This window comes from Shewanella sp., assembly GCF_047975355.1.
Classification (GTDB): domain Bacteria; phylum Pseudomonadota; class Gammaproteobacteria; order Enterobacterales; family Shewanellaceae; genus Shewanella.
Genome location: NZ_JBKEDJ010000001.1, coordinates 115,230 through 134,850 on the forward strand (window position 1 = coordinate 115,230; position 19,621 = coordinate 134,850).

Sequence of the window (19,621 nt, forward strand, 5' to 3'; positions counted from 1 at the left end):
ATCACATTTCACCCTATTATTTCACATTTTGTAAACTAATCATTACGTTTCATACCCTGCTGCCGCTTGTCACTATTTCGCAGAACGATATGGTGAAAAAGTCGGCAACAAAGTGGAACGATACTGTTACACCCTAAGCTTAAAGCAAGATTACTTTGGCTTGGCTATCTTGTATTCCCTGAGTTTGTTGGCGATGGCCGTATGGGATACCCCTAATTTTTTCGCCAATTGGCGAGTACTGGGGTAAGCCGGATATAAGCGGCGCAGCAAGCTGGCCTCAAATTGCTTCATCGCATCATCGAGATTGCCTTCGAAGGCATTATCGAAATAACCAAAACCTTCGGCGTAGGATGGCAACTTAAGTTGCTCAACGGTCAGCTCGCCCGAACCATCCCACATAGATACTGCCCTAAAGACCGCATTCTTAAGCTGGCGCACGTTACCCGGCCAAGCGTAGGTTAAGAGATGATCGCGACATTGGGCCGAAATCCGTCTTACTGGGCTCGAGAGTTGCTGACTGTAATGCTCGAGAAACATCTCCGTCAGCGGAATGATATCGACTTTGCGCTCGCGCAGTGACGGAATGTGGTAGCTAAGCACATGAATGCGATAGTACAAATCTTCCCTAAACTCACCAGTTTGGCAAAGCTCGGCTAAGTTTTTCTGGGTCGAGCAGATGATCCGCACATCGGCGCGGACTTCTTCGTCGCCACCAATGCGTCTAAAAGTGCCATCCTGTAACAACCGCAGCAGTTTAACCTGTGCCGCCTTAGACATTTCGGCCACTTCATCGAGAAACACAGTGCCGCCCTTTGCCTCTTCAAAAAAGCCACGTTTAATGACTTTACCTTGGCTGACGTAGCCAAAGAGTTCCTCTTCGGCGGCGCTATCGGGCAATGCCGCGCAGTTAATGGCGATAAAGGGTTTCTCGCGGCGCATACTGGCATCATGGCTGGCTCTGGCCATTAATTCTTTGCCTGTGCCAGTCTCACCTGTGATCAGTAACGGAGCGTCAAGCTGCGCCATGCGGCGGGCTTGTTTTAGCACTTCTTTCATCTTGTCGCTGCTGGCTAAAACGTTTTCAAAGCCTGCGGTTTGGTTTTGCAGCGCATTGAATTGCTTACCCACCCGCGCCGGCGATTTTAGCGAGACTACAGCCCCCACAAGGATGGTTTTATCATCCTCATCGGGTAAGTAAATCGGTAACATTTCGGCCAGATATTCGTTTTGGCCGATATTGACCCTCGCCGCCTGCGGCAGCACTTGGCTCTCACTGAGCCAACGACTGAAGTTAAAGCCTTGCACCCAATGATTTAAGGACTCATCGAGTACTTCGTGCTCCCCCATGCCCATATTGAGCAGTGCCGATTCGTTGACAATACGAATGCGTGCCTTCACGTCAATGGAAAAGACAGAATCCGGGAGGGTTTTGAGTAGGGTTTTTAGGGCGTAGTGTTCCTGCTCCGAAGGCATAAACGACACAGTTCGCACATCGTGAACACTCTCCACTTTGCGGATCTGCGGCATCAAGGCACTTAAGGTATCAAAACTGACCTCGGCAAATTGCAGGTAGAGAAAGCCCTGGTTACTGGCATCGATGGCGATGAGATTAATGCCATAACGTTCTAACACGACTAAGATGTCTTTCGCTAAACCCACGCGATCTTGACAGCTAACTTCCAAGCGCATAATGACTGATATTCCCTATTTTGATTCGAATTATGGGATGGATAAACCGTGCAGAGCTATTATCTCGAGGTTAATGCCCTTAGGCTTAGCCTCGTAAGACATTCGTTTGACGAAACCTCTATAGTTTACGCAAACGTAAAAGGCAGGATAAATAGCTGGGCGTGTATACGTTAGAAGGTTACGCTCAAAGTGGCAAGTCTAGTTTACAGCGTATTTGTAACAGGAAGAAAAAATCAGCGTCAAAATTAAATTAAGGCGCTGATTCTAAAGTTTAATTTCTTAATCTAACAACTGGTCGGTCTTGGCAGCCATGATAAAGTCATTCTTATGCAGGCCCTTGATTGAGTGTGACCACCAAGTCACAGTCACTTTACCCCACTCGGTTAAAATCCCTGGGTGGTGGAATTCTTCTTCGGCCAGTTCCGCTAACTTATTAGTAAACGCCATAGCTAATTTAAAGTTTTTAAACTTGTAAACCCGCTCCAGTTGCATGATGCCATCACGCACTTGCACGCCCCAATCGGGGATCATGCGGATAAGCTCGGCCAATTCTTCATCGGTCACTTTCGGCGCATCGGCTTGGCAAGCTTCACATTTCATCTGGGTTAACGCTGTCATACATACTCCTCTTGGCAACATCAGGGGATAAATCCGTTGCCCTTATTACGCTTTGATCAATTCGTGTTTTTAACGGTCGGCAATTAGCTTGCCTTCTTGGCCTTTGGCGGATACTTAGGAGCAAACAAGCCTAACTGACGCGCCTTAGCCACATAAGCCATGATGTCCATCTTGGCGATTTCATCTAGCATATCAATATGTTCAATCACATAATAAATCGGCTGCATAATATCGATACGATAAGGCGTGCGCAGCACATCTAAGAGATCGAAGGGCTTACGCTCTGGCACTTGGCTTTCTATGGCATATAAAGTTTCGCCGGGAGAGCTCAAAATACCGCCGCCATAGATGCACAGTTCGCCATCTTGGGGCTTGAGTAACCCAAACTCGACGGTAAACCAATACAGACGCGCTAAAAAGACACGATCTTCCTTACTGGCATTTAACCCCAATTTGCCATAGATATGGGAAAAATGGGCGAAAGAAGGATTGGTCAGCAAGGGGCAATGACCAAAAATTTCATGGAAAATATCCGGCTCTTGCAAATAATCAAACTCTTCCTTGCGACGGATAAAGGTCGCGACCGGAAATTCCTTGTTAGCCAATAACTCAAAAAAACGGCCAAAGGAAATCAAGGCTGGCACGGCCGCGGTTTTCCATCCCGTGGTGGCCTGCAACACTTTATCTATCTCAGCCAATTGTGGAATACGATCCTTAGGCATAGCCAAAGCATCGAGCCCCTGTAGATATTCCTTACAGGCTCGCCCAGGTAAGTTTACCGCTTGGCGAGCATATAATTGGCTCCAAATATCATGTTCTTCCTGTGGGTAATGGATATACCCTGAATCATCTGCACTTCTCGCAACATAGGGAGCTGTGTGCGCTATCTCTTTAGTCATAGGATTCACTTAATGGCTGACGCTAATGCCCCCATAGTGATCTAAGCCTCGATTTTTGTTAACTCCCTCACAGTTTATTGTTTACGCGACAATGTGACGCAAACGTAAAGCAAATATTACAAGTCGTTTAAAAGGCTTGAGCAATATGCATTCAAACGCATTAAGCGCGGTAGCCATCCTTGACAGACGAGCGCGAAAATGACGACGATAGACTGATAATATGCAGAAAAGCCGACAAATTTCGGTGTTTGTAAATAGCTTTTCTGCGTAGGTCATTTACAATATTGCCCAATAACCGCCTCTCCTTAATCTGAAGGTTCGCAATGAAACAACATCAAATTCGTAAAGCCGTTATTCCCGTCGCTGGACTTGGCACTCGTATGCTTCCTGCGACCAAAGCAATTCCTAAGGAAATGCTACCCGTTGTTGATAAACCCTTGATCCAATATGTGGTTAGCGAAGCCATCGCCGCGGGTATCAAAGAAATCGTCCTCGTGACCCACGCCAGTAAAAACTCTATCGAAAACCATTTCGACACCAGTTTTGAATTAGAAGCGCAATTAGAGCGCCGCGTGAAGCGTCAGTTACTCGAAGCGGTACAATCCATTTGCCCGAAAGACGTCACAGTGATCAGCGTGCGTCAATCTCAAGCTAAAGGCTTAGGCCATGCAATTTTATGTGCTAAATCAGTCGTAGGTGATGCGCCATTCGCCGTATTACTGCCGGATGTGATTATCGATGATGCCAGCTGTAACCTGAGAACTGATAACTTGGCCGCCATGGTGAGCCTATTTGATGAAACCCAAGTGGGCCAAATCATGGTTGAAGGCGTGCCACATCATCTAGTGAACCAATACGGAATTGCGGATGTGAATGGCCACGATCTACAACCTGGCGAGTCAGAGCCATTGGTCGAACTCGTTGAAAAACCACCAGTTGACGAAGCGCCATCTAACTTAGCCGTAGTAGGTCGTTACGTGTTGCCCGCAGCCATTTGGCCACTGCTGGCTAAAACCCCTGCAGGTGCGGGAGATGAAATCCAGTTAACTGACGCCATTGCGATGTTAATGAAGCAAGAAACCGTAAATGCTTACTATATGCAAGGTAAGAGCCACGACTGCGGTAACAAACAAGGTTATATGCGCGCTAACGTAGAATACGCCCTGCGCCACAGCGAAATCGGTGAAGATTTTGCTCAATATTTAAAGACAGTTGTAAAAGGAATTAAATAATGACGATTTTAGTGACCGGAGGCGCTGGTTATATAGGCACTCATACCGTGGTGGAATTACTCAATGCGGGGAGCGAGGTAATTGTGTTAGACAACCTGTCTAACTCAAGTATCGAAGCCCTTAACCGTGTCGAGCGTATTACTGGTAAAGCGGTCACTTTTTACCAAGGCGACATTCTCAATAAAGCCTTATTGCAGAAGGTCTTTAGCGACCATAACATCGATGCCGTTATCCACTTTGCTGGATTAAAGGCGGTTGGTGAATCAGTCGCTAAGCCACTGAAATACTATGAGAATAATGTAACAGGCACCTTAATTCTTTGCCAAGTCATGGCTGAGTTTAAGGTGAAAAATCTAGTCTTTAGTTCTTCAGCAACTGTGTATGGCGATCCTGCTAGCCTACCCATTACCGAAGATTTCCCAACGGGGGCCACTAACCCCTACGGTCAATCTAAGTTGATGGTGGAGCATATACTGGCGGATTTACACCATAGCGATCCGAGTTGGAATATCGCCCGTTTACGTTACTTCAACCCTGTTGGCGCCCATGCCAGCGGCTTGATTGGCGAAGATCCTAACGATATTCCAAATAACTTGATGCCATTTATCGCGCAGGTAGCAGTCGGTAAACGCGAAGCCTTAAGTGTGTTTGGTAATGATTACCCAACCCATGATGGTACTGGCGTTCGCGACTATATCCATGTGGTGGATTTAGCCCTTGGACACCTCAAGGCCCTTGAAAAACTGGCCACCAAACCAGGACTTGTCACCTATAACCTAGGCACAGGTCAAGGCTACAGTGTGCTCGATATGGTCAAGGCCTTCGAAAAGGCCTGTGGTAAGTCGATTGCCTATCAAATTGCGCCGCGCCGTCCAGGTGACATTGCCGCCTGTTACGCAAACCCAGATCATGCTAAAACTGATCTGGGCTGGCAGGCGACTCATAGCCTTGAGGATATGGCTAACAGCAGTTGGCATTGGCAATCAACCAATCCAAATGGTTATAAAGGCTAAACATCTAAATGGCTTGTGGTAACTCCCAAGCCATTTTCTTAACTATCAATAACCACGAAATTTGCAAAACCTATGACTGAAAGCATCAATCACAGCCGCCGTAATCTCTTTAGTCGCCGCAAATCCTTGGCTATCAGACCGCCATGGGTACGCGAAGGCATAGAATTTACTGATGTCTGTACGCGATGCTCGGCATGTATCACCGCCTGTGAGACTAAGATTATTTATAAAGGGGATGGCGGCTTTCCCGAAGTTTCTTTTAAGGATAATGAATGTACTTTCTGCACTCAGTGTGCGAGCGTCTGTCCAGAAGATAAGCTGTTTGATTTGACCCAAACCCCTTGGCAACACAAAGCGGTTATTCAAGATAACTGCTTAACATATCAAGGCATTTGGTGCCAAAGTTGTAAGGATGCCTGTGAGCCACGCGCCATTAGTTTCACCCTCAGCGTGGGTAAAGCACCGATGCCGAAGATTGATACTGAGCTCTGCACGGGTTGCGGCGCCTGTGTCGCCCCCTGCCCAACTCAAGCAATCAGTATCAAGCAGGCAGAATAGTGCCAAACCGAGCGTATCACTGGGCTTCACTGCGTATTTAGGTTACTATTTCGCTGTCATCTCTACTCAGCTAGGTTCCCATCACCATGTTTGGCAAAAAATTTACCTTTACCCGAAGCGCTTCCCCAGCACTTAGCTTTATTGCCGAGGGGACTAAGCTATCGGGTAATATTGAATTTGCCGGAGATGTATTGATAGGCGGAGATGTGCAAGGTCAGATCCTGTCGCAGGCCAATGTCATCGTTGAGCGAACGGGCAATCTGCATTGTGAGATCAAGTGCCGCGAAATGATTATCGATGGCTATTTTAAGGGGCGGTTGATTTGCGAGCGGTTAGTCATCCAGGCCCATGGCATTGTCGATGGCGATGTAGCTTGTACCTCAATGCAAATCAGTGAAGGTGGTCAGTTTATCGGGTTAAGGATTAAAGAAGACCATCAGACAATCAATGCCCATAGTCTGCCATCTACAGCTTCGACAAGCGCGTAAATCACACCAGTGAGCAGCTTGTCGCCCGAGAGCACTAACGAGTAACGCACTCACTATTCCTAAGATCGGTGCTTAACGCCCTTTCTCCATTTGATGACCCAGCACGATAAATCACTTTTACAGATAAACGCCTATTTTCACTGGCAAGTGCCTAAATAATCTACCCTCTTATCGAACGCTTAATACAACAATCGTTAAGTAATTGTTAATTTAACGATTAAGATCACAGTTACACCGTACGGCAACTGCTAACCTACCAGTCACACATTTCGTGCATTAGTTCTGCCACTAAACAAATTATAATAATGAGCCTTGGCAAAACAGTATCACATGGCCATTGCAGACAAAGACTCATCCCAAGGCGAGACCAAATGAGCAACCCATTACTAAAACAAATCTGCGAACTGGATGTTTTCACCTTACTGGTATTTAAAAGTATTTTTGATAACGGACATGCCAATAGTGCCGCCAAAGCCCTCAATGTTTCAGCCCCAAAAATAAGCCGCTGCCTTAACGCACTTCGTTTAACTTTTAACGATGAACTATTTTACCGACGCCAACAGGGGTTAAAACCCACCCCCCTAGCGGAAAGTTTGTATGTCGCCATTTGCCAGTTTACAGACTCGGTGCATTACTTAGAGCAATCGGCACTGCAAATTCAAAATGCAGCAAGCCATGTGGAGCGGCCGCTACATATCGCCGCAAGTAATGGATTATTAAGCTTCTTAGCCCCCCAACTCTGCACGCCCGAAGCCATAAGTGAACTCGGCCAAGTCAGGTTACACAAATGGCATGAAAACACTCCCGAGTTAATCCACAGCGGTGAATTAGACTTTGGGATCACAGTAGAGCCGACAGAAACGAAAGACTTGAATGTCTCCCGCTTAGGTTGCATTGCCAATGTGTATGTTGTGGCCTCAAAGCAGCATCCTCTTTGGGAAAGCCAATTGGAAATCAGCCTAGAACAAATCTGTCGTCATTCTTTTTTGTGTATCGAATTGAAAGGGTTTAATAGCCGAATTGACCCACTAGAACTGTTTTGCCAACGTCAAGGGCTGTTGTTACCGTCGATTGAAAGGGTGAACGATCGGGAAGAATGGTATGCTCACTTGCTGACCATGCAGAGTGTCGCATTCTGCTCGAGTATCGATATGCATACGGTCAAGCATATGCCGGGGTTAAAGTTAGCACCGCTTCCGGTATCGGAGCAACACCGTCTACATGAAACTATTATGCCTCCTCAGTATTTTCTCGTTGAAAAGCCACGAAGCCATAGACGTTATAACCAAAACCAATGCGAACTTGTGGTCAGCTCATTGTTAACAGCCCTAACTGCCAATACTCGCGCCACTCAATAGCTTTCTTGAAGCTTTACTCCTCAAGCATGAATGCTTGCTTCGATGCTAACAAAAAGTATCAAATGTTAAATTCAGAGTTTTTAAGGAAGTATTCCTAATCTGCACAGGTGAATCGTTCTGGCGATATTCGCCCTTTAAAACTGCATCATAAAACAACAAATGAAAGTTTCAACAGTCTCTCCCTTGAAAATTAATTGAAAATTAACCCCGATAAATCACTCAAAATAAAAACAAAAAATTGCTATCAACCTCTTATTTTTAAGGTCTAATTCTAAATTGCGAAATACTCAATTTCACAATATAGAATTGCCATTTTACTGTGTTAAATCATCGTTCACATATCGGATACAAACTTATAAATACCACTTTATAAGTAGATGGATAAACCTATAGTAGAGTCACTGCACACGCAGTCTTATAGAAAGAAAAAGGGACGCGATGATGAAAAACTACAATAAATCTCTACTGGCACTAGCACTCACTAGTGCCTTGTTTTTAACCGCCTGCGGGGACGGAGAAGACGGGCAAGATGGTGCGCCCGGAACACCTGGTACCCCTGGAACACCAGGAACTCCTGGTACACCAGGTTTACCAGCGGGGTCTTTTGCTAAAACCGCAGAATCTATAACCGATCTGAAATTCACACTCAGCCCAGCCGACATTAAAGTTACCAGCAGCGAAGGCTTTAGTGTTAAGTTCAGTTTAACCGGAAAGAGTTCAGGCAAAGATGTCCCCTTTATGGGGCTCGATAAAATTGCCATTTACTCATTAACGGCAAATGAAAACACTTCAGGTACAGGTGCCCCCATTCAATGGCAAAACAATGCCATGGCAAACAATGCGGGCAGCTCATTAACTTGTACTCTCAATGGCTTAAACGGTACTAAGAACGCGTGTACATTAACCGAAGATACTGAAAACCCAGGAACTTACACCGCAACTTGGACCTATGATGGCGCCGCGCCAATCATCAATCCAAATGATAATCCTAACGCGGTACACAGAGTCTTCGTCCGCGCTTACAACTTAGTCAACAGTGAAGGCGTAGCTTTATCTGATAAGGTGCTTTCAGTACCAGTTGATTTTATCCCTGCTACCGATGAGCTAGCCGCATCTGGCAAAGACACAGTATCGAGCGCTGCATGTAAAAACTGTCACGGTGAAGTGGATGGCCATATCGCTAAGATCGAAGCCCACCATAACTACCAAGACGTTAAAAACTGCGTCACCTGCCACAACCCTGAACAAGTCCCAAGCGATGCGCAACTTGCTGAAGGTTGGGTATTCGACTTCGCTCCTATGATTCACCGTATCCATGCGGGTGAACACAATGCGGACTACCTATCTGGTGAAGCGAAAGAGTACTTTGGTGAAATTGGTTTCCCATCAGACTTGAAAGAATGTAAATCTTGTCACGATGGAGCTCCCAGCTATAACACCAATATCTACGCTCAGGCTTGCGTTGGTTGTCATATCAATGTCAACTTCGCAACCGGTGAAAACCACTCTGAGTTTGGTTTAGCTCAAGCCGATGACACTCAATGTAAATCCTGTCACGGTAGCGGCAGCTTAACACCTGAAGCAGTACACAGTGTCGGTAAACGTGCTGAATACGGCCCATTAATGACGGTCGACTTTACCAGTGCCACGCTGGGCACTTCAGCAACAGTTGGTATGCAAACTCTGACTCTGAAAGCCAATGTCACACTCAATGGCGCGCCTATTGCTGATGGTACTAGCCTGAAAACCTATAATGCCACCAGCAACCCAACAGGTATGTTTGCGGCAAACGGTCTGCTACTGGGTAATGTCGCTACAGATGGTACAGTGTACTCATGGCGCGATGTTAAGCCTACAGCCATCAGCCTGAAACTGGAAAACGGTACGCTGTCAGGTGGTGTATTAACCTTCGTGAAAGATATTCCAGATGCGCAAGCAACTGGCACAATCTACGTCGGTTCTGAAGCAAACTTCTGTGCAAAAGCGGGTAAAGCAGTGAGCTGTAATACCGAAGGACTTGAATATGGCCCAACTAGCCCTGTAGGTAACATCTCCGCGGTTAAATTCTTCAACTTAAGCGGTGGTACTCCTGCTGTAGCTCGTATGAAGGATCCAGCACGTATTACTGTTGAAGAGGCAAAATGTAACGCCTGTCATGGCAGCTTAGACTATGCAAAAGGCTACAGACACGGGGTTTACACCTTCGACCAATGTATGCACTGTCACAACGATACCACTGGCGCTTCTGGTCATGGTCAAACTGGCTACAAAGGCGAAGATGGCAAGTTAGTCGTCACTCCCGAAGTGACCTTCAACAACAAAGATCTATTCACCGTGGCTCACCGTTTCCACAGTGGTAACTTTGGTGTTGTCGAAGGCATCTTCCGCAATGCTGCAGGCGAACTAGAAGGTTATCCATCACCAGAAACCGCATGTTCTGCCTGTCACAAAGACGGTGCAACCCTGTTCGCAACTGATGGTGGCTTAACTTCTGGCAAACGCGCTATCAAAGTGGGTAGCAACTACATTAGCCCTGTGGCTGAATCCTGCCGCACCTGTCACGCTCACTCAGATGCAGCAGCTGTGGCTCACTTTAGAAGTAACGGCGCGATTGTAGAAGCGGATGCCGCAACCGATCCTAACCTACCAGTAGAATCATGCGCGACCTGCCATGCTGAAGGTAAAACCTATGGCATAGATAAGGTACACGCAGAGGTAGCACACTAGTACTAGTACCTTTGGGTTGCCCCCTGCACAACCCGAACTTCCTCTCTGCAACTTATTGGGGCCCCTACGGGGCCCCTTTTTTATCAATATAGATTCATAACCAGTGGGGGCTCAATTAACACTCTGCGCGATACGTTGCCTTAAGAGCTTAATAAACTCCCGTGGTTCACGGTCTAAGCTGTCGTGGGGAATATACAGGTGATAACCAAGGTGGGTATTGAGCATGACACAGCGATGGCCAAACATCGCTAATACTCCGCGGTAACGATCGCCATCGTTCACCAAAGGGCTAAACTCAGCGCCAAGATAGGTTTCTAAGGTCGCCAAATCTTCCTGCTGCGATGCCGCAGTCACCAATAACGGCCGCTGCTCAGTCAATAAACCCGCCGCAAGGCGCAATGAAATATTATCGAGGATCGGATTTAGCTGCTTGAGCTTAATGCCAATATAGGAAAGCTCAATAGTATCAACCCCCTGAGTGACTCGAGGAATATCTACCCGTTGAATATTACTCCAGTTTATCGCGACTTTGCCGCGGCGATGAAAATAGGTCAGCCCCTGCTCGTCCATGCTCAAAGTGGTTTCAGGCTCATACACCTTAGCCAAGCCCAATATCAACGCAATCGCACCTAAGCTGAAAAACACTAAGCCTACGGCAAATAGCTCAGGAAAAAACACAAATAGGCCAAAGCCCAAAACAAAGGCACTGGCACCCACAATGGTTAAGGTTAAACCATTACGTTTAGAGAGCGGGCGGACCGAGACAACATCGGACTCTAGCGTCATATTTTTATTCCTGTTTAATCCAGAGCCATAAACGGCCAATGTATTCATGTATCGCCCGTTGCGAAGCGAGCAAGTTATCCGCAGTCAAGCGCCAATAGTAACCGTCTCTGGCCCTAAAATCCGTCGGTGCGGCGCTCGCCGTTAATCCTTGACCGCTAAAAATCGCCATCGACCTTGGCATATGGGAGGCCGAGGTAACTAATCGCACAGCTTGATTACCAAAGTGTTCTTTAAAATAGTGCGCCTCTTCAATCGTGTCGCGCGGCAGGGGCAATTGAATAATACGTGACGCCTTAACGCCAAGTTCAACCGCAGCCTTTGCCATCACTTCAGCATGGGGATGCTTTGTTAGCTCACCGCCCCAACCACTGACCACTAAGGTACAGTCTTGACCTAATTGGAGTTGCCTAAGTCCTTCCGTTAGCCGCGCTAAGGCGACCGTCGATAAAGATTGTACCGCTGTTGCACCTTGGATATCTGCATGCCCAGAACCCAGCACCATCACCACACAAGTGCCAACAATAGGAGTGGAATTAATGGGATATTGAGTCTCGAGGGACTCAACAAGATAGTCGACACTCAATTGACTGCTGAGCACTAAGAGCAGCGTAAATGCACCGCCAATGGCCCATTTTTCCAACCGAGGTTTGCGCCAAATCAACAAAGACAGCAGTAATAACAACAGGATAAATGGAATAGGCATAATTGCCTGAGAGACAACTTTCTTCACCCAAAACATGCGCTAGTGCCCGATAAATCAAAGGAGCGCAATCATAACATCAAAAGAAAGTAAAACGCATCGCCGAGGCGATGCGTTGTTACAAGGGAAAACTTAACGTTACCGGGTTATTTTTCCCATAACCAAGCGGCGCCACGCACGCCCGAAGAGCAGCCATACAGATTCTGCACCACAGGGGTACGGCATTCACGCCCCACAACATAACGGGTTAATAATGCAGGTAATCTTGGATAAATCGCTTCAATATTTGACATACCGCCACCAAGGACAATCGCATCGGGATCGAGCATATTGATCACATGGGCGAGTGAGCGTGCTAGTCTGTCCATATATCGATCAAAGGCCTCGATTGCCATTTCATCTCCCGCATCGACTAAGGCCATGATCTCTGTGCCCGATTTAGCGGGCGCACGTTGTACATTCACCGCACGGCTTAGTGCCTCGTTGTAATCGCGAACAAAGCCTGTGCCTGAAATAAAGGTTTCGATACAATCCGGATTACCGCAGAAACAACGGGTAGTATTAAACTCCTCCTTGGTCATCCAAGGCAGCGGATTATGGCCCCACTCGCCACCAATACCATTACCGCCAGCATGCACTTTACCGTTAATGGCCACACCAGCGCCGCAGCCCGTGCCGATAATCACCCCAAACACCACAGATTTACCCGCAGCAGCACCATCCACGGCTTCAGATACGGCAAAACAGTTAGCATCGTTAGCGACACGCACTTCACGTCCTAAAAGCTCCCCTAAATGCACATCGAGGGGATGACCGTTGATCCAGGTTGAGTTAGCGTTTTTGACTAACCCTGAATAGGGAGAAATGACTCCCGGGATCCCCACACCGACTGAGCCTTTTTCACCTAAGGTCGCTTCGGCCTCGTTGACTAAATCGACTATGGCATTCAGGGTCGCCTGATAGTCCCTAGGGGTATTGATACGCTTACGAAAAAGTTCATTGCCTTCGTCACTTAAGGCGACCAGTTCTATTTTTGTGCCGCCTAAATCGATGCCCATGCGTATCATGAATGACTTACTCCACTATTGTTCGACCAAGGCGTCCGCACTGACGTCTTTGGCATTGTTTGTTATTCAGCCCAGCCTGGCGCCGTAGCAATAAAATAAGGGTTTAATATGTCAGGTTTTTGATTGTAGGTTAAGGGTAAACCTGAGTCATAACGCACGACTTTGCCGCCTGCGCTTTCGAGCACAGCCTGCGCGGCTGCAGTGTCCCATTCGCTCGTTGGCCCCAATCTTGGGTAGAGATCAGCCTTGCCTTCAGCCAACATACAAAATTTAAGCGAGCTACCCACGCTTAGCATCTCATGTTGACCGAGTTCCTTTAAATAATCAGCCACATCAGGACTTAAATGCGAACGACTGCCCACCACTATCGGCACCTGCCTTGGTGTCTTGCAGCCCTGTAGCATTTGTTCTTGCTGCCCATCCTGTCGCCAAGCACCTAAGTGTTTTGCGCCAAAATAAACGGTATCGAGCGCAGGCGCATAAACCACACCAGCAATTGCCACACCTCGATGGATAAGCGCAATATTGACGGTAAACTCACCATTTCGCTTAATAAATTCTTTAGTGCCATCCAAAGGATCGATTAACCAATAGGTCTGCCACTGCTTACGTTCATTCCAAGGGATATCAGCCGCTTCTTCCGACATCACAGGGATGCCCGCAAATTGCTCTGTGAGCTGGGCTGTGATCACTGTGTGGGCCGCCAAATCGGCCGCTGTTACCGGACTTTCGTCGCTTTTTTGCGTAATGGCAAAATCCTCTTGGGCATAAATTGCCATGATAGCGTCGCCTGCCGCATAGGCGATATCCACCACCCGCTGTAAATCCGCCTTCGAAAAATGCTGAGCCATCGCTATGTTATCTGTCACTTAGCTATCCTGTATTCGATTTGCTTTTCGGCATTATGCCACTGGCAGCAATTGATAATTAAGAACAAATTCATCATATATCGAGCAAAATCGACTAAGACGCTAACTTATTCACACAGCGAAGCAAGGCTAACGCCACGGGCATGAATGCTAAATAAGTCGAGTCTAAGCCAAGCAGGATACGCTGAAAAGAGTCATAACCTAGGCTGCATTCGTATTCACAGTCTTGAAAATACAGCAGAGAGGAGAAAGAAAACCGCAGATAATGATAAAGCCATTTGAAGCTAAAACTTGCCTTAGACCAAGAGTAAGGGTTTTATCTCCAACCACTTCGCTTGAGATAACGCCTAATGACCTTGCGCAGCATAATCTTCAAGCATTGCCTTAAGCTGTAATCGCCAGTCACTCCAAAGCTCTGGGCAATGGGAGAACCCAGTATATTGATGGGTCAAGATCTTACGTAATTTATCGCTATTTAGCGCGCTGTAACTTGGCCTTGGTGCCAGTTTATTGCCTTTCGCCAACGCCTTAGCAGCATAACTTAGACTATCTATGGCGCTAATTGGCACGGCCTTATCTAATAACTTCAGTGCCAAGGCTTGGCGCTGAATTTCGAGGGCGAATTCATACCAACTGCATTGCCCCTGTCCGGCATAATGAAATAGTCCTGATCCGACACTGACTTTTAACGGACTAGCTATCAACTGCCAAATAAGATGCGCGAGTGCATCAACCCAAGTAGGCGAACCTATTTGATCGTTTATCACTGTGAGAAGCTGGCCGTCGGGCGCGCTGGCCATCAACCTCAGCATGGTTTTCACAAAATTATGTCCATCGACACCGTAGAGCCAAGCGGTGCGGATAACGATAGCGCGCTCTCCCAAAATGCGCAGCACCGCTTGCTCTCCCGCGAGTTTACTCTGGCCATAGACGGACAAGGGTGCAGGCGTGGCGTTTTCAATAAAGCCACTATTGATTATCCCGCACTGATTTAATGCCTGCGCAGCTACCTCCGCTGGCTCGCCACTAAATACGTAATCGCTGGAGATATGCACCAAACGCGCGCCGGTGAGTGCACATTCGGTTGCCAGTAACTCTGGCCCAAGGCTATTGACGCGATAGGCCTCATCGGCCGCCATTTCTGCCCTATCCACCGCATTATAGGCGGCGCAGTTAATCACCCAGTTGGGTTTAACGTCTGCAAAGGCAGCAGCAATGCTCTGTTTATCACCAATGTCCAACTGCGCATGAGTAAGCGCATGCACTTGAAATGCACGGCCACCAAATGAATACCCCGCCTTAGCAAGCGTTCGAGTTAATGCTCTTGAGAGTTGGCTATCCGCGCCAGTTAACAACACTGAGGGTGTCGACATAAGCACCTGGTTTGAACTGAACATGACAGGGTTCTCACTAGTCACTCGGCATTATCACTAAAGAGTGGCATAAAATCGGCAACGGTTTTATGTCCCCGCTGAGTTAAGAAGTTGAGTAGTGCCATTGGTGAGCGATTAAGCAACTTATCTTTTGGATAATCAACAGCTTCAATAATACTTAAAGCACGCTCAAAACCACCTAGACTAAATGCTACATGGGAATCAGAGCCCATCACTAAGGTGGCCCCCAACTCTTTTGCCGCTTTCGCAATCGCTGTGCAGTTGGCTTCGCTGCCTTTACGGGAAACTTCAAAAGAGGAATTATTGATTTCAAGTGCTACCCCATATTCAGCGGCAGCAACGACAACAGCTTCAATATCAATGGGATAAGCAGGGTTGCCAGGGTGGGTAATAATATCAACCTTACCGCTTTTAATGGCGTTAATCATCGCTTCGGTATGGGTTGCCTTATCCGAGGGCGGAAATACTGGCTCATGGAATCCCGCCAAAACAATATCGAGTTGTGACAGATAATCGCCAAAGTAATCGATTTCACCTTCGCGATTTTTAATATTGGCTTCGATGCCACGCAAAATGCCGACGCCATCGACCATACGAGGTAACACTCTAAGATTCACAAAATGCCAAAAATGCGGCGCATCCGACATGGCTGGGCCATGGTCGGTTGTGGCAAACAGACGGATCCCCTTTTGCTTAGCCACCGCCAAATAATCGTGGATAGTGCTATAGGCATGGGTAGATGCCACGGTATGGGTATGGGTATCGACTGGGTACTGCATGGGTCACCTCTGTCTTGTCACTATTGTGTTCTGACTATTGTGTTCTGTATGCGTTAACCATTATTCGGTTAACGTCCCTTAGGCTTAGCTAGTGGAATAGCGAGAGCAATTCATCGGCACTGCCTTGCCACGCGCCTTTGCCCTTTCCTTCGAGAATACTATCCGCTAAACCTTGCTTATGCTGCTGCATTTCTTGGATTTTCTCTTCGACCGTGCCTTCGGCAATGAGCTTGTAGACGAACACTGGATTTTCTTGACCAATGCGGTGCGCCCTGTCCGTCGCTTGCTTTTCAGCCGCCGGATTCCACCAAGGATCGTAATGGATAACCGTATCCGCCGCAGTGAGATTAAGCCCAGTGCCACCAGCCTTTAAACTGATTAAAAATACAGGCGTATCACCTTCTTGAAACTTATCAACTTGCCCCTGACGCAGCCGAGTTTGCCCCGTCAGTTTGCTGTAGTCGATGTCGAGGGATTGCAGCAATTCCTCAATTAACAGCAACATACTGGTAAATTGGCTGAAGATTAAAATCTTGCGACCTTCCTGCACCATTTCCGGCAGGTTTTGGCTCAGCCAGTTTAGCTTGGCATTATTTTTAGCCTTTTGCGCCTGCTCGAGTTTGACTAACCGCGGATCGCAGCAGGCTTGGCGCAATTTGAGCAAGGCATCTAAAAACTCGATATGGCTGCCCGCCACGCCTTGGGTCGCAAACAATTCTCGAATTTTTTTCTCCATACTCAGGCGAATACTTTCGTATAGATTACGCTGATCTTTCTCAAGCTCTAGGGTTTGGTAGATCTCGGTTTTAGGTGGCAGCTCAGTTACCACCTCTGCCTTGGTTCGCCTTAACACAAAGGGGGCGATGCGTTGACTCAGCACCTTAGCCTGCTCGCCATCGCCATAACGCTCAATCCGATAGCGAAACGCCTTATTGAAATAGGCAGTTGTACCCAAGAGTCCCGGTAAACAAAAATCCATCAATGACTTGAGTTCACCTAAATGATTCTCAAGGGGCGTGCCGGTAAGGCAGAGTCTAAACGGCGCTTGCAACACCTTAATTTGCTGACTCACTTTGGCTTGGGCGTTTTTAATCTGCTGCGCCTCATCGAGCACAATATGCTCAAACGGCTGAGCCTGGTAATAATCGTAATCCCGCACCATAAGGGGATAGGTAGTGATGACGACATCAAACTCGCTTAATCGCGATAACAGGGGCCCACGCTGCGCGCCATGGATCACCGCCAAACTTAACGACGGCGCAAACTTGGCCGCCTCCTTCGCCCAGTTTCCCACTAAACTGGTTGGGCAAATAATCAGGCTCGGCAGTCTTGGCTGCCCAACGGATTTTGCCTCCAGCTGCTTTAACAGAAACGCCAAGGTTTGAATGGTTTTCCCTAGCCCCATATCGTCGGCTAAGATACCACCAAGTTGATATTCCTTTAAAAAACAAAGCCAATTTAAGCCCTGCTGCTGATAAGCCCGCAGCTGTGCATTCAGTCCTGTCGGCACGCTGACCGCAACCACACCATTAAATTGGGCTAATTTTGTCGCGAGTTGACGCACCCTTTCACCATTGAGCAGGCTAATCTCACTTTCAGCTAACTCATTGAGTAAATGCGCACGGTACTTAGGTAAGGCGATACTGTGGCCACGATGCTGCTCAAACAACTCTTGAATAATGCTCATTAAAGGCTTGATAACACTGGCCTTGATTTTTAGCCACTCGCCAGAGGGGCTGGGTAGCAATAACTCGGCATCATCAGCCGGCTCGCCATGTTGTTTTAACCAAGTGGCCACCAGCGGCAACATAGGTAAGCGTTGACCATTGATATCGGCATGTAACGACAGGGAGAACCAGCCCTCTTGACTGTCATCCAGCTCAACCGTTAACGGCGTATCGACCACCTTAAGGCTAAACTCTGGGGCAAATCGCACCTCTAAGCCTTGAGCTTGTAATCTTGGGACCTCTTCATCGATAAACGCTAGCCATTCCCGAATCGTATCTGGCAAATTACCTAAGCTCCAGAGGGAAGCCGCATTTGCAGCGCCCTCCAAGCTAAAGCGGCTAAAGCCAAGGGCTTGCAGCTTTGACACGGCTTGCAGCTCTTTTTCAAGCGCGCGGCTAATTTGATAGGTGGTGCCGCCTTGAGTCACTAGGGTTAATGCTTCTTTGGCGGCATTGCCACTTAAGACGAGATCCCCGTAGACAAACTCCAGCGCGAGATACGGCTGGGCGATGCTGGTCTCCGTTGCAGATGACAGAGTGCTACCAGGTGGCATTGTGCCTGCGGGGATTACCTTAAGCGTCAAACGAAGCTGTAACTTATCTCTCAGCTCGACAAAATCGATGGCGCTTGGCAGCGGCACAGTTCGCGCCGAAAAATGCTTGATCAGTCGATGACTCACCAGTTCAACCTGAGTGCTCGGCACGGGCGGCATTTGGCTGAGTAGCCGCAGCTTATCGACGCTAATGTCGGTATCGATAGCACCGATGTGAAAATAATCCAGCTCGATATAGTAAGGTGGCTCTGTTGGCACTAGCTCCCAGTTATCCCGCTCGGGTAATACGAGGCGCATTTGCTTGTGCTCGCTGTCGATATCTTGCCAGAGAAATTGCGGTGTAATAGCCTCACCTGCGGTTAATGCCAAGCGGCTCTCCTCCCAGAAACAGCGCTCGGTGGCGAGCATTTTCTCAATCGCTACCGCCCCTAGCTGCGCCTTAAGATACAGGCGCGATGCGCCGTGGCGTCTGGTCGACATGATAAGATTTAAGATCAGCACATCCTCGGCGCCAATCCAAGCGGGCATATAATATTGCACGTCCGAGAGCGCAATCTTAGTGCCCTTGTTGTAACCGCCCTTCTTGCCAAGCTTGCCGCGCCTAAGCTCGATAAACACCCCATTATCGTCCTTTGAAAGGATATACAGCACCCTGTCATCGTAGAGGGATTCGACATCATTCACATTGGGGTCATCGGCTTCATCGAGTAGGTGTAACCACTGGGCAATACGTTGGTCCTCAACGGTCTTATCCGTAAGCAGGCTGTAGAGCACCGCGGCCATATGCTTGCAGTTACCGCTGGCGGGGCAAGAACAAAAACCATTCATCACTAGTTTATGATTGATACTGACCAGACGAATATCCTGCCGATAAGGCGTGGTTTCAGTGCCTGCGACTGTGCCTTCGATATGACGAAAATCGGCATTGGCTTTCGCGCTTAACACCCTCCCCTGCATCACATAATCACGGGCGCGCATCAGTGTCGGCGGCGTGAATAAGGACTCAATAGCCGTTTGAGTCAATTGGATTGGCTCTTGGGGGGACAAGCGATTCATCTGCAAAACCTTGAAACTCAAAAATACCTCAACAGACAATAAACCATGATTGTCTAAGGCATTTATCAACGTGTAAGGGAGAATTGTATTGAAACCGAATGGGGAAA

16 protein-coding genes are annotated in these 19,621 nt (G+C 47.8%); 6 read left to right on the top strand and 10 right to left on the bottom strand.

The features are described 5' to 3' along the window. Nucleotides 1–150 precede the first annotated feature (150 nt). From tyrR to phhA, 3 genes are all read right to left on the bottom strand, one after another. Nucleotides 151–1,689, bottom strand: coding sequence for a transcriptional regulator TyrR (gene tyrR, locus ACK5NH_RS00505; RefSeq protein ID WP_011717658.1), 1,539 nt, complete (start codon nt 1,687–1,689; stop codon nt 151–153). Nucleotides 1,690–1,968: 279 nt separating this feature from the next. Then, a complete protein-coding gene (locus tag ACK5NH_RS00510) occupies nt 1,969–2,307 on the bottom strand; it encodes a 4a-hydroxytetrahydrobiopterin dehydratase (RefSeq protein WP_037416823.1) in 339 nt (112 codons plus the stop codon). 83 nt (nt 2,308–2,390) lie between these two features. Continuing rightward, the gene (gene phhA / locus ACK5NH_RS00515; RefSeq protein WP_416917342.1) at nt 2,391–3,206 is read right to left on the bottom strand and encodes a phenylalanine 4-monooxygenase; all 816 of its coding nucleotides are present in this window, start codon (nt 3,204–3,206) and stop codon (nt 2,391–2,393) included. 323 nt (nt 3,207–3,529) lie between these two features. Between phhA and galU the strand changes: the two genes are divergently transcribed. The 6 genes from galU to ACK5NH_RS00545 all read left to right on the top strand — a co-directional run bounded on the left by galU (nt 3,530) and on the right by ACK5NH_RS00545 (nt 10,582). Beyond that, entirely contained in the window at nt 3,530–4,438 is a 909-nt protein-coding gene (gene galU / locus ACK5NH_RS00520; RefSeq protein WP_416917343.1) for a UTP--glucose-1-phosphate uridylyltransferase GalU, read from the top strand. Then, nucleotides 4,438–5,451 (top strand): UDP-glucose 4-epimerase GalE, encoded by a 1,014-nt coding sequence (galE, locus tag ACK5NH_RS00525; protein WP_416917344.1) that lies wholly within the window; start codon nt 4,438–4,440, stop codon nt 5,449–5,451. The genes galU and galE overlap by 1 nt, the downstream gene beginning before the upstream one ends. A gap of 72 nt (nt 5,452–5,523) precedes the next feature. Further along, nucleotides 5,524–6,009 (top strand): ferredoxin-type protein NapF, encoded by a 486-nt coding sequence (napF, locus tag ACK5NH_RS00530; RefSeq protein ID WP_416917345.1) that lies wholly within the window; start codon nt 5,524–5,526, stop codon nt 6,007–6,009. 86 nt (nt 6,010–6,095) lie between these two features. After that, on the top strand, nt 6,096–6,497 hold the full coding sequence (locus tag ACK5NH_RS00535; RefSeq protein WP_416917346.1) for a bactofilin family protein: 402 nt from the start codon (nt 6,096–6,098) through the stop codon (nt 6,495–6,497). 371 nt (nt 6,498–6,868) lie between these two features. After that, entirely contained in the window at nt 6,869–7,855 is a 987-nt protein-coding gene (locus ACK5NH_RS00540; protein WP_416917347.1) for a LysR family transcriptional regulator, read from the top strand. A gap of 438 nt (nt 7,856–8,293) precedes the next feature. Continuing rightward, entirely contained in the window at nt 8,294–10,582 is a 2,289-nt protein-coding gene (locus tag ACK5NH_RS00545) for an OmcA/MtrC family decaheme c-type cytochrome (protein WP_416917348.1), read from the top strand. 111 nt (nt 10,583–10,693) lie between these two features. Here ACK5NH_RS00545 and ACK5NH_RS00550 read toward each other — a convergent pair whose 3' ends face one another. The 7 genes from ACK5NH_RS00550 to ACK5NH_RS00580 form a co-directional block, all read right to left on the bottom strand. Next, on the bottom strand, nt 10,694–11,368 hold the full coding sequence (locus tag ACK5NH_RS00550; RefSeq protein WP_416917349.1) for a DUF2982 domain-containing protein: 675 nt from the start codon (nt 11,366–11,368) through the stop codon (nt 10,694–10,696). A gap of 4 nt (nt 11,369–11,372) precedes the next feature. Beyond that, nucleotides 11,373–12,071, bottom strand: coding sequence for a YdcF family protein (locus ACK5NH_RS00555; protein WP_416917350.1), 699 nt, complete (start codon nt 12,069–12,071; stop codon nt 11,373–11,375). A gap of 143 nt (nt 12,072–12,214) precedes the next feature. Further along, on the bottom strand, nt 12,215–13,135 hold the full coding sequence (mak, locus tag ACK5NH_RS00560; RefSeq protein WP_416917351.1) for a fructokinase: 921 nt from the start codon (nt 13,133–13,135) through the stop codon (nt 12,215–12,217). Between the two features lie 62 nt (nt 13,136–13,197). Then, a complete protein-coding gene (cysQ, locus tag ACK5NH_RS00565) occupies nt 13,198–13,986 on the bottom strand; it encodes a 3'(2'),5'-bisphosphate nucleotidase CysQ (protein ID WP_416917393.1) in 789 nt (262 codons plus the stop codon). Between the two features lie 365 nt (nt 13,987–14,351). Beyond that, nucleotides 14,352–15,377, bottom strand: a complete 1,026-nt coding sequence (gene rfbD / locus ACK5NH_RS00570; RefSeq protein WP_416917352.1) for a dTDP-4-dehydrorhamnose reductase — start codon at nt 15,375–15,377, stop codon at nt 14,352–14,354. A gap of 41 nt (nt 15,378–15,418) precedes the next feature. Further along, nucleotides 15,419–16,177 carry a phosphatase gene (locus ACK5NH_RS00575; protein WP_416917353.1) on the bottom strand — a complete coding sequence of 253 codons (759 nt, stop codon included), beginning with the start codon at nt 16,175–16,177 and terminating at the stop codon, nt 15,419–15,421. 88 nt (nt 16,178–16,265) lie between these two features. Continuing rightward, on the bottom strand, nt 16,266–19,514 hold the full coding sequence (locus tag ACK5NH_RS00580; protein ID WP_416917354.1) for an SNF2-related protein: 3,249 nt from the start codon (nt 19,512–19,514) through the stop codon (nt 16,266–16,268). Nucleotides 19,515–19,621: the final 107 nt, after the last annotated feature.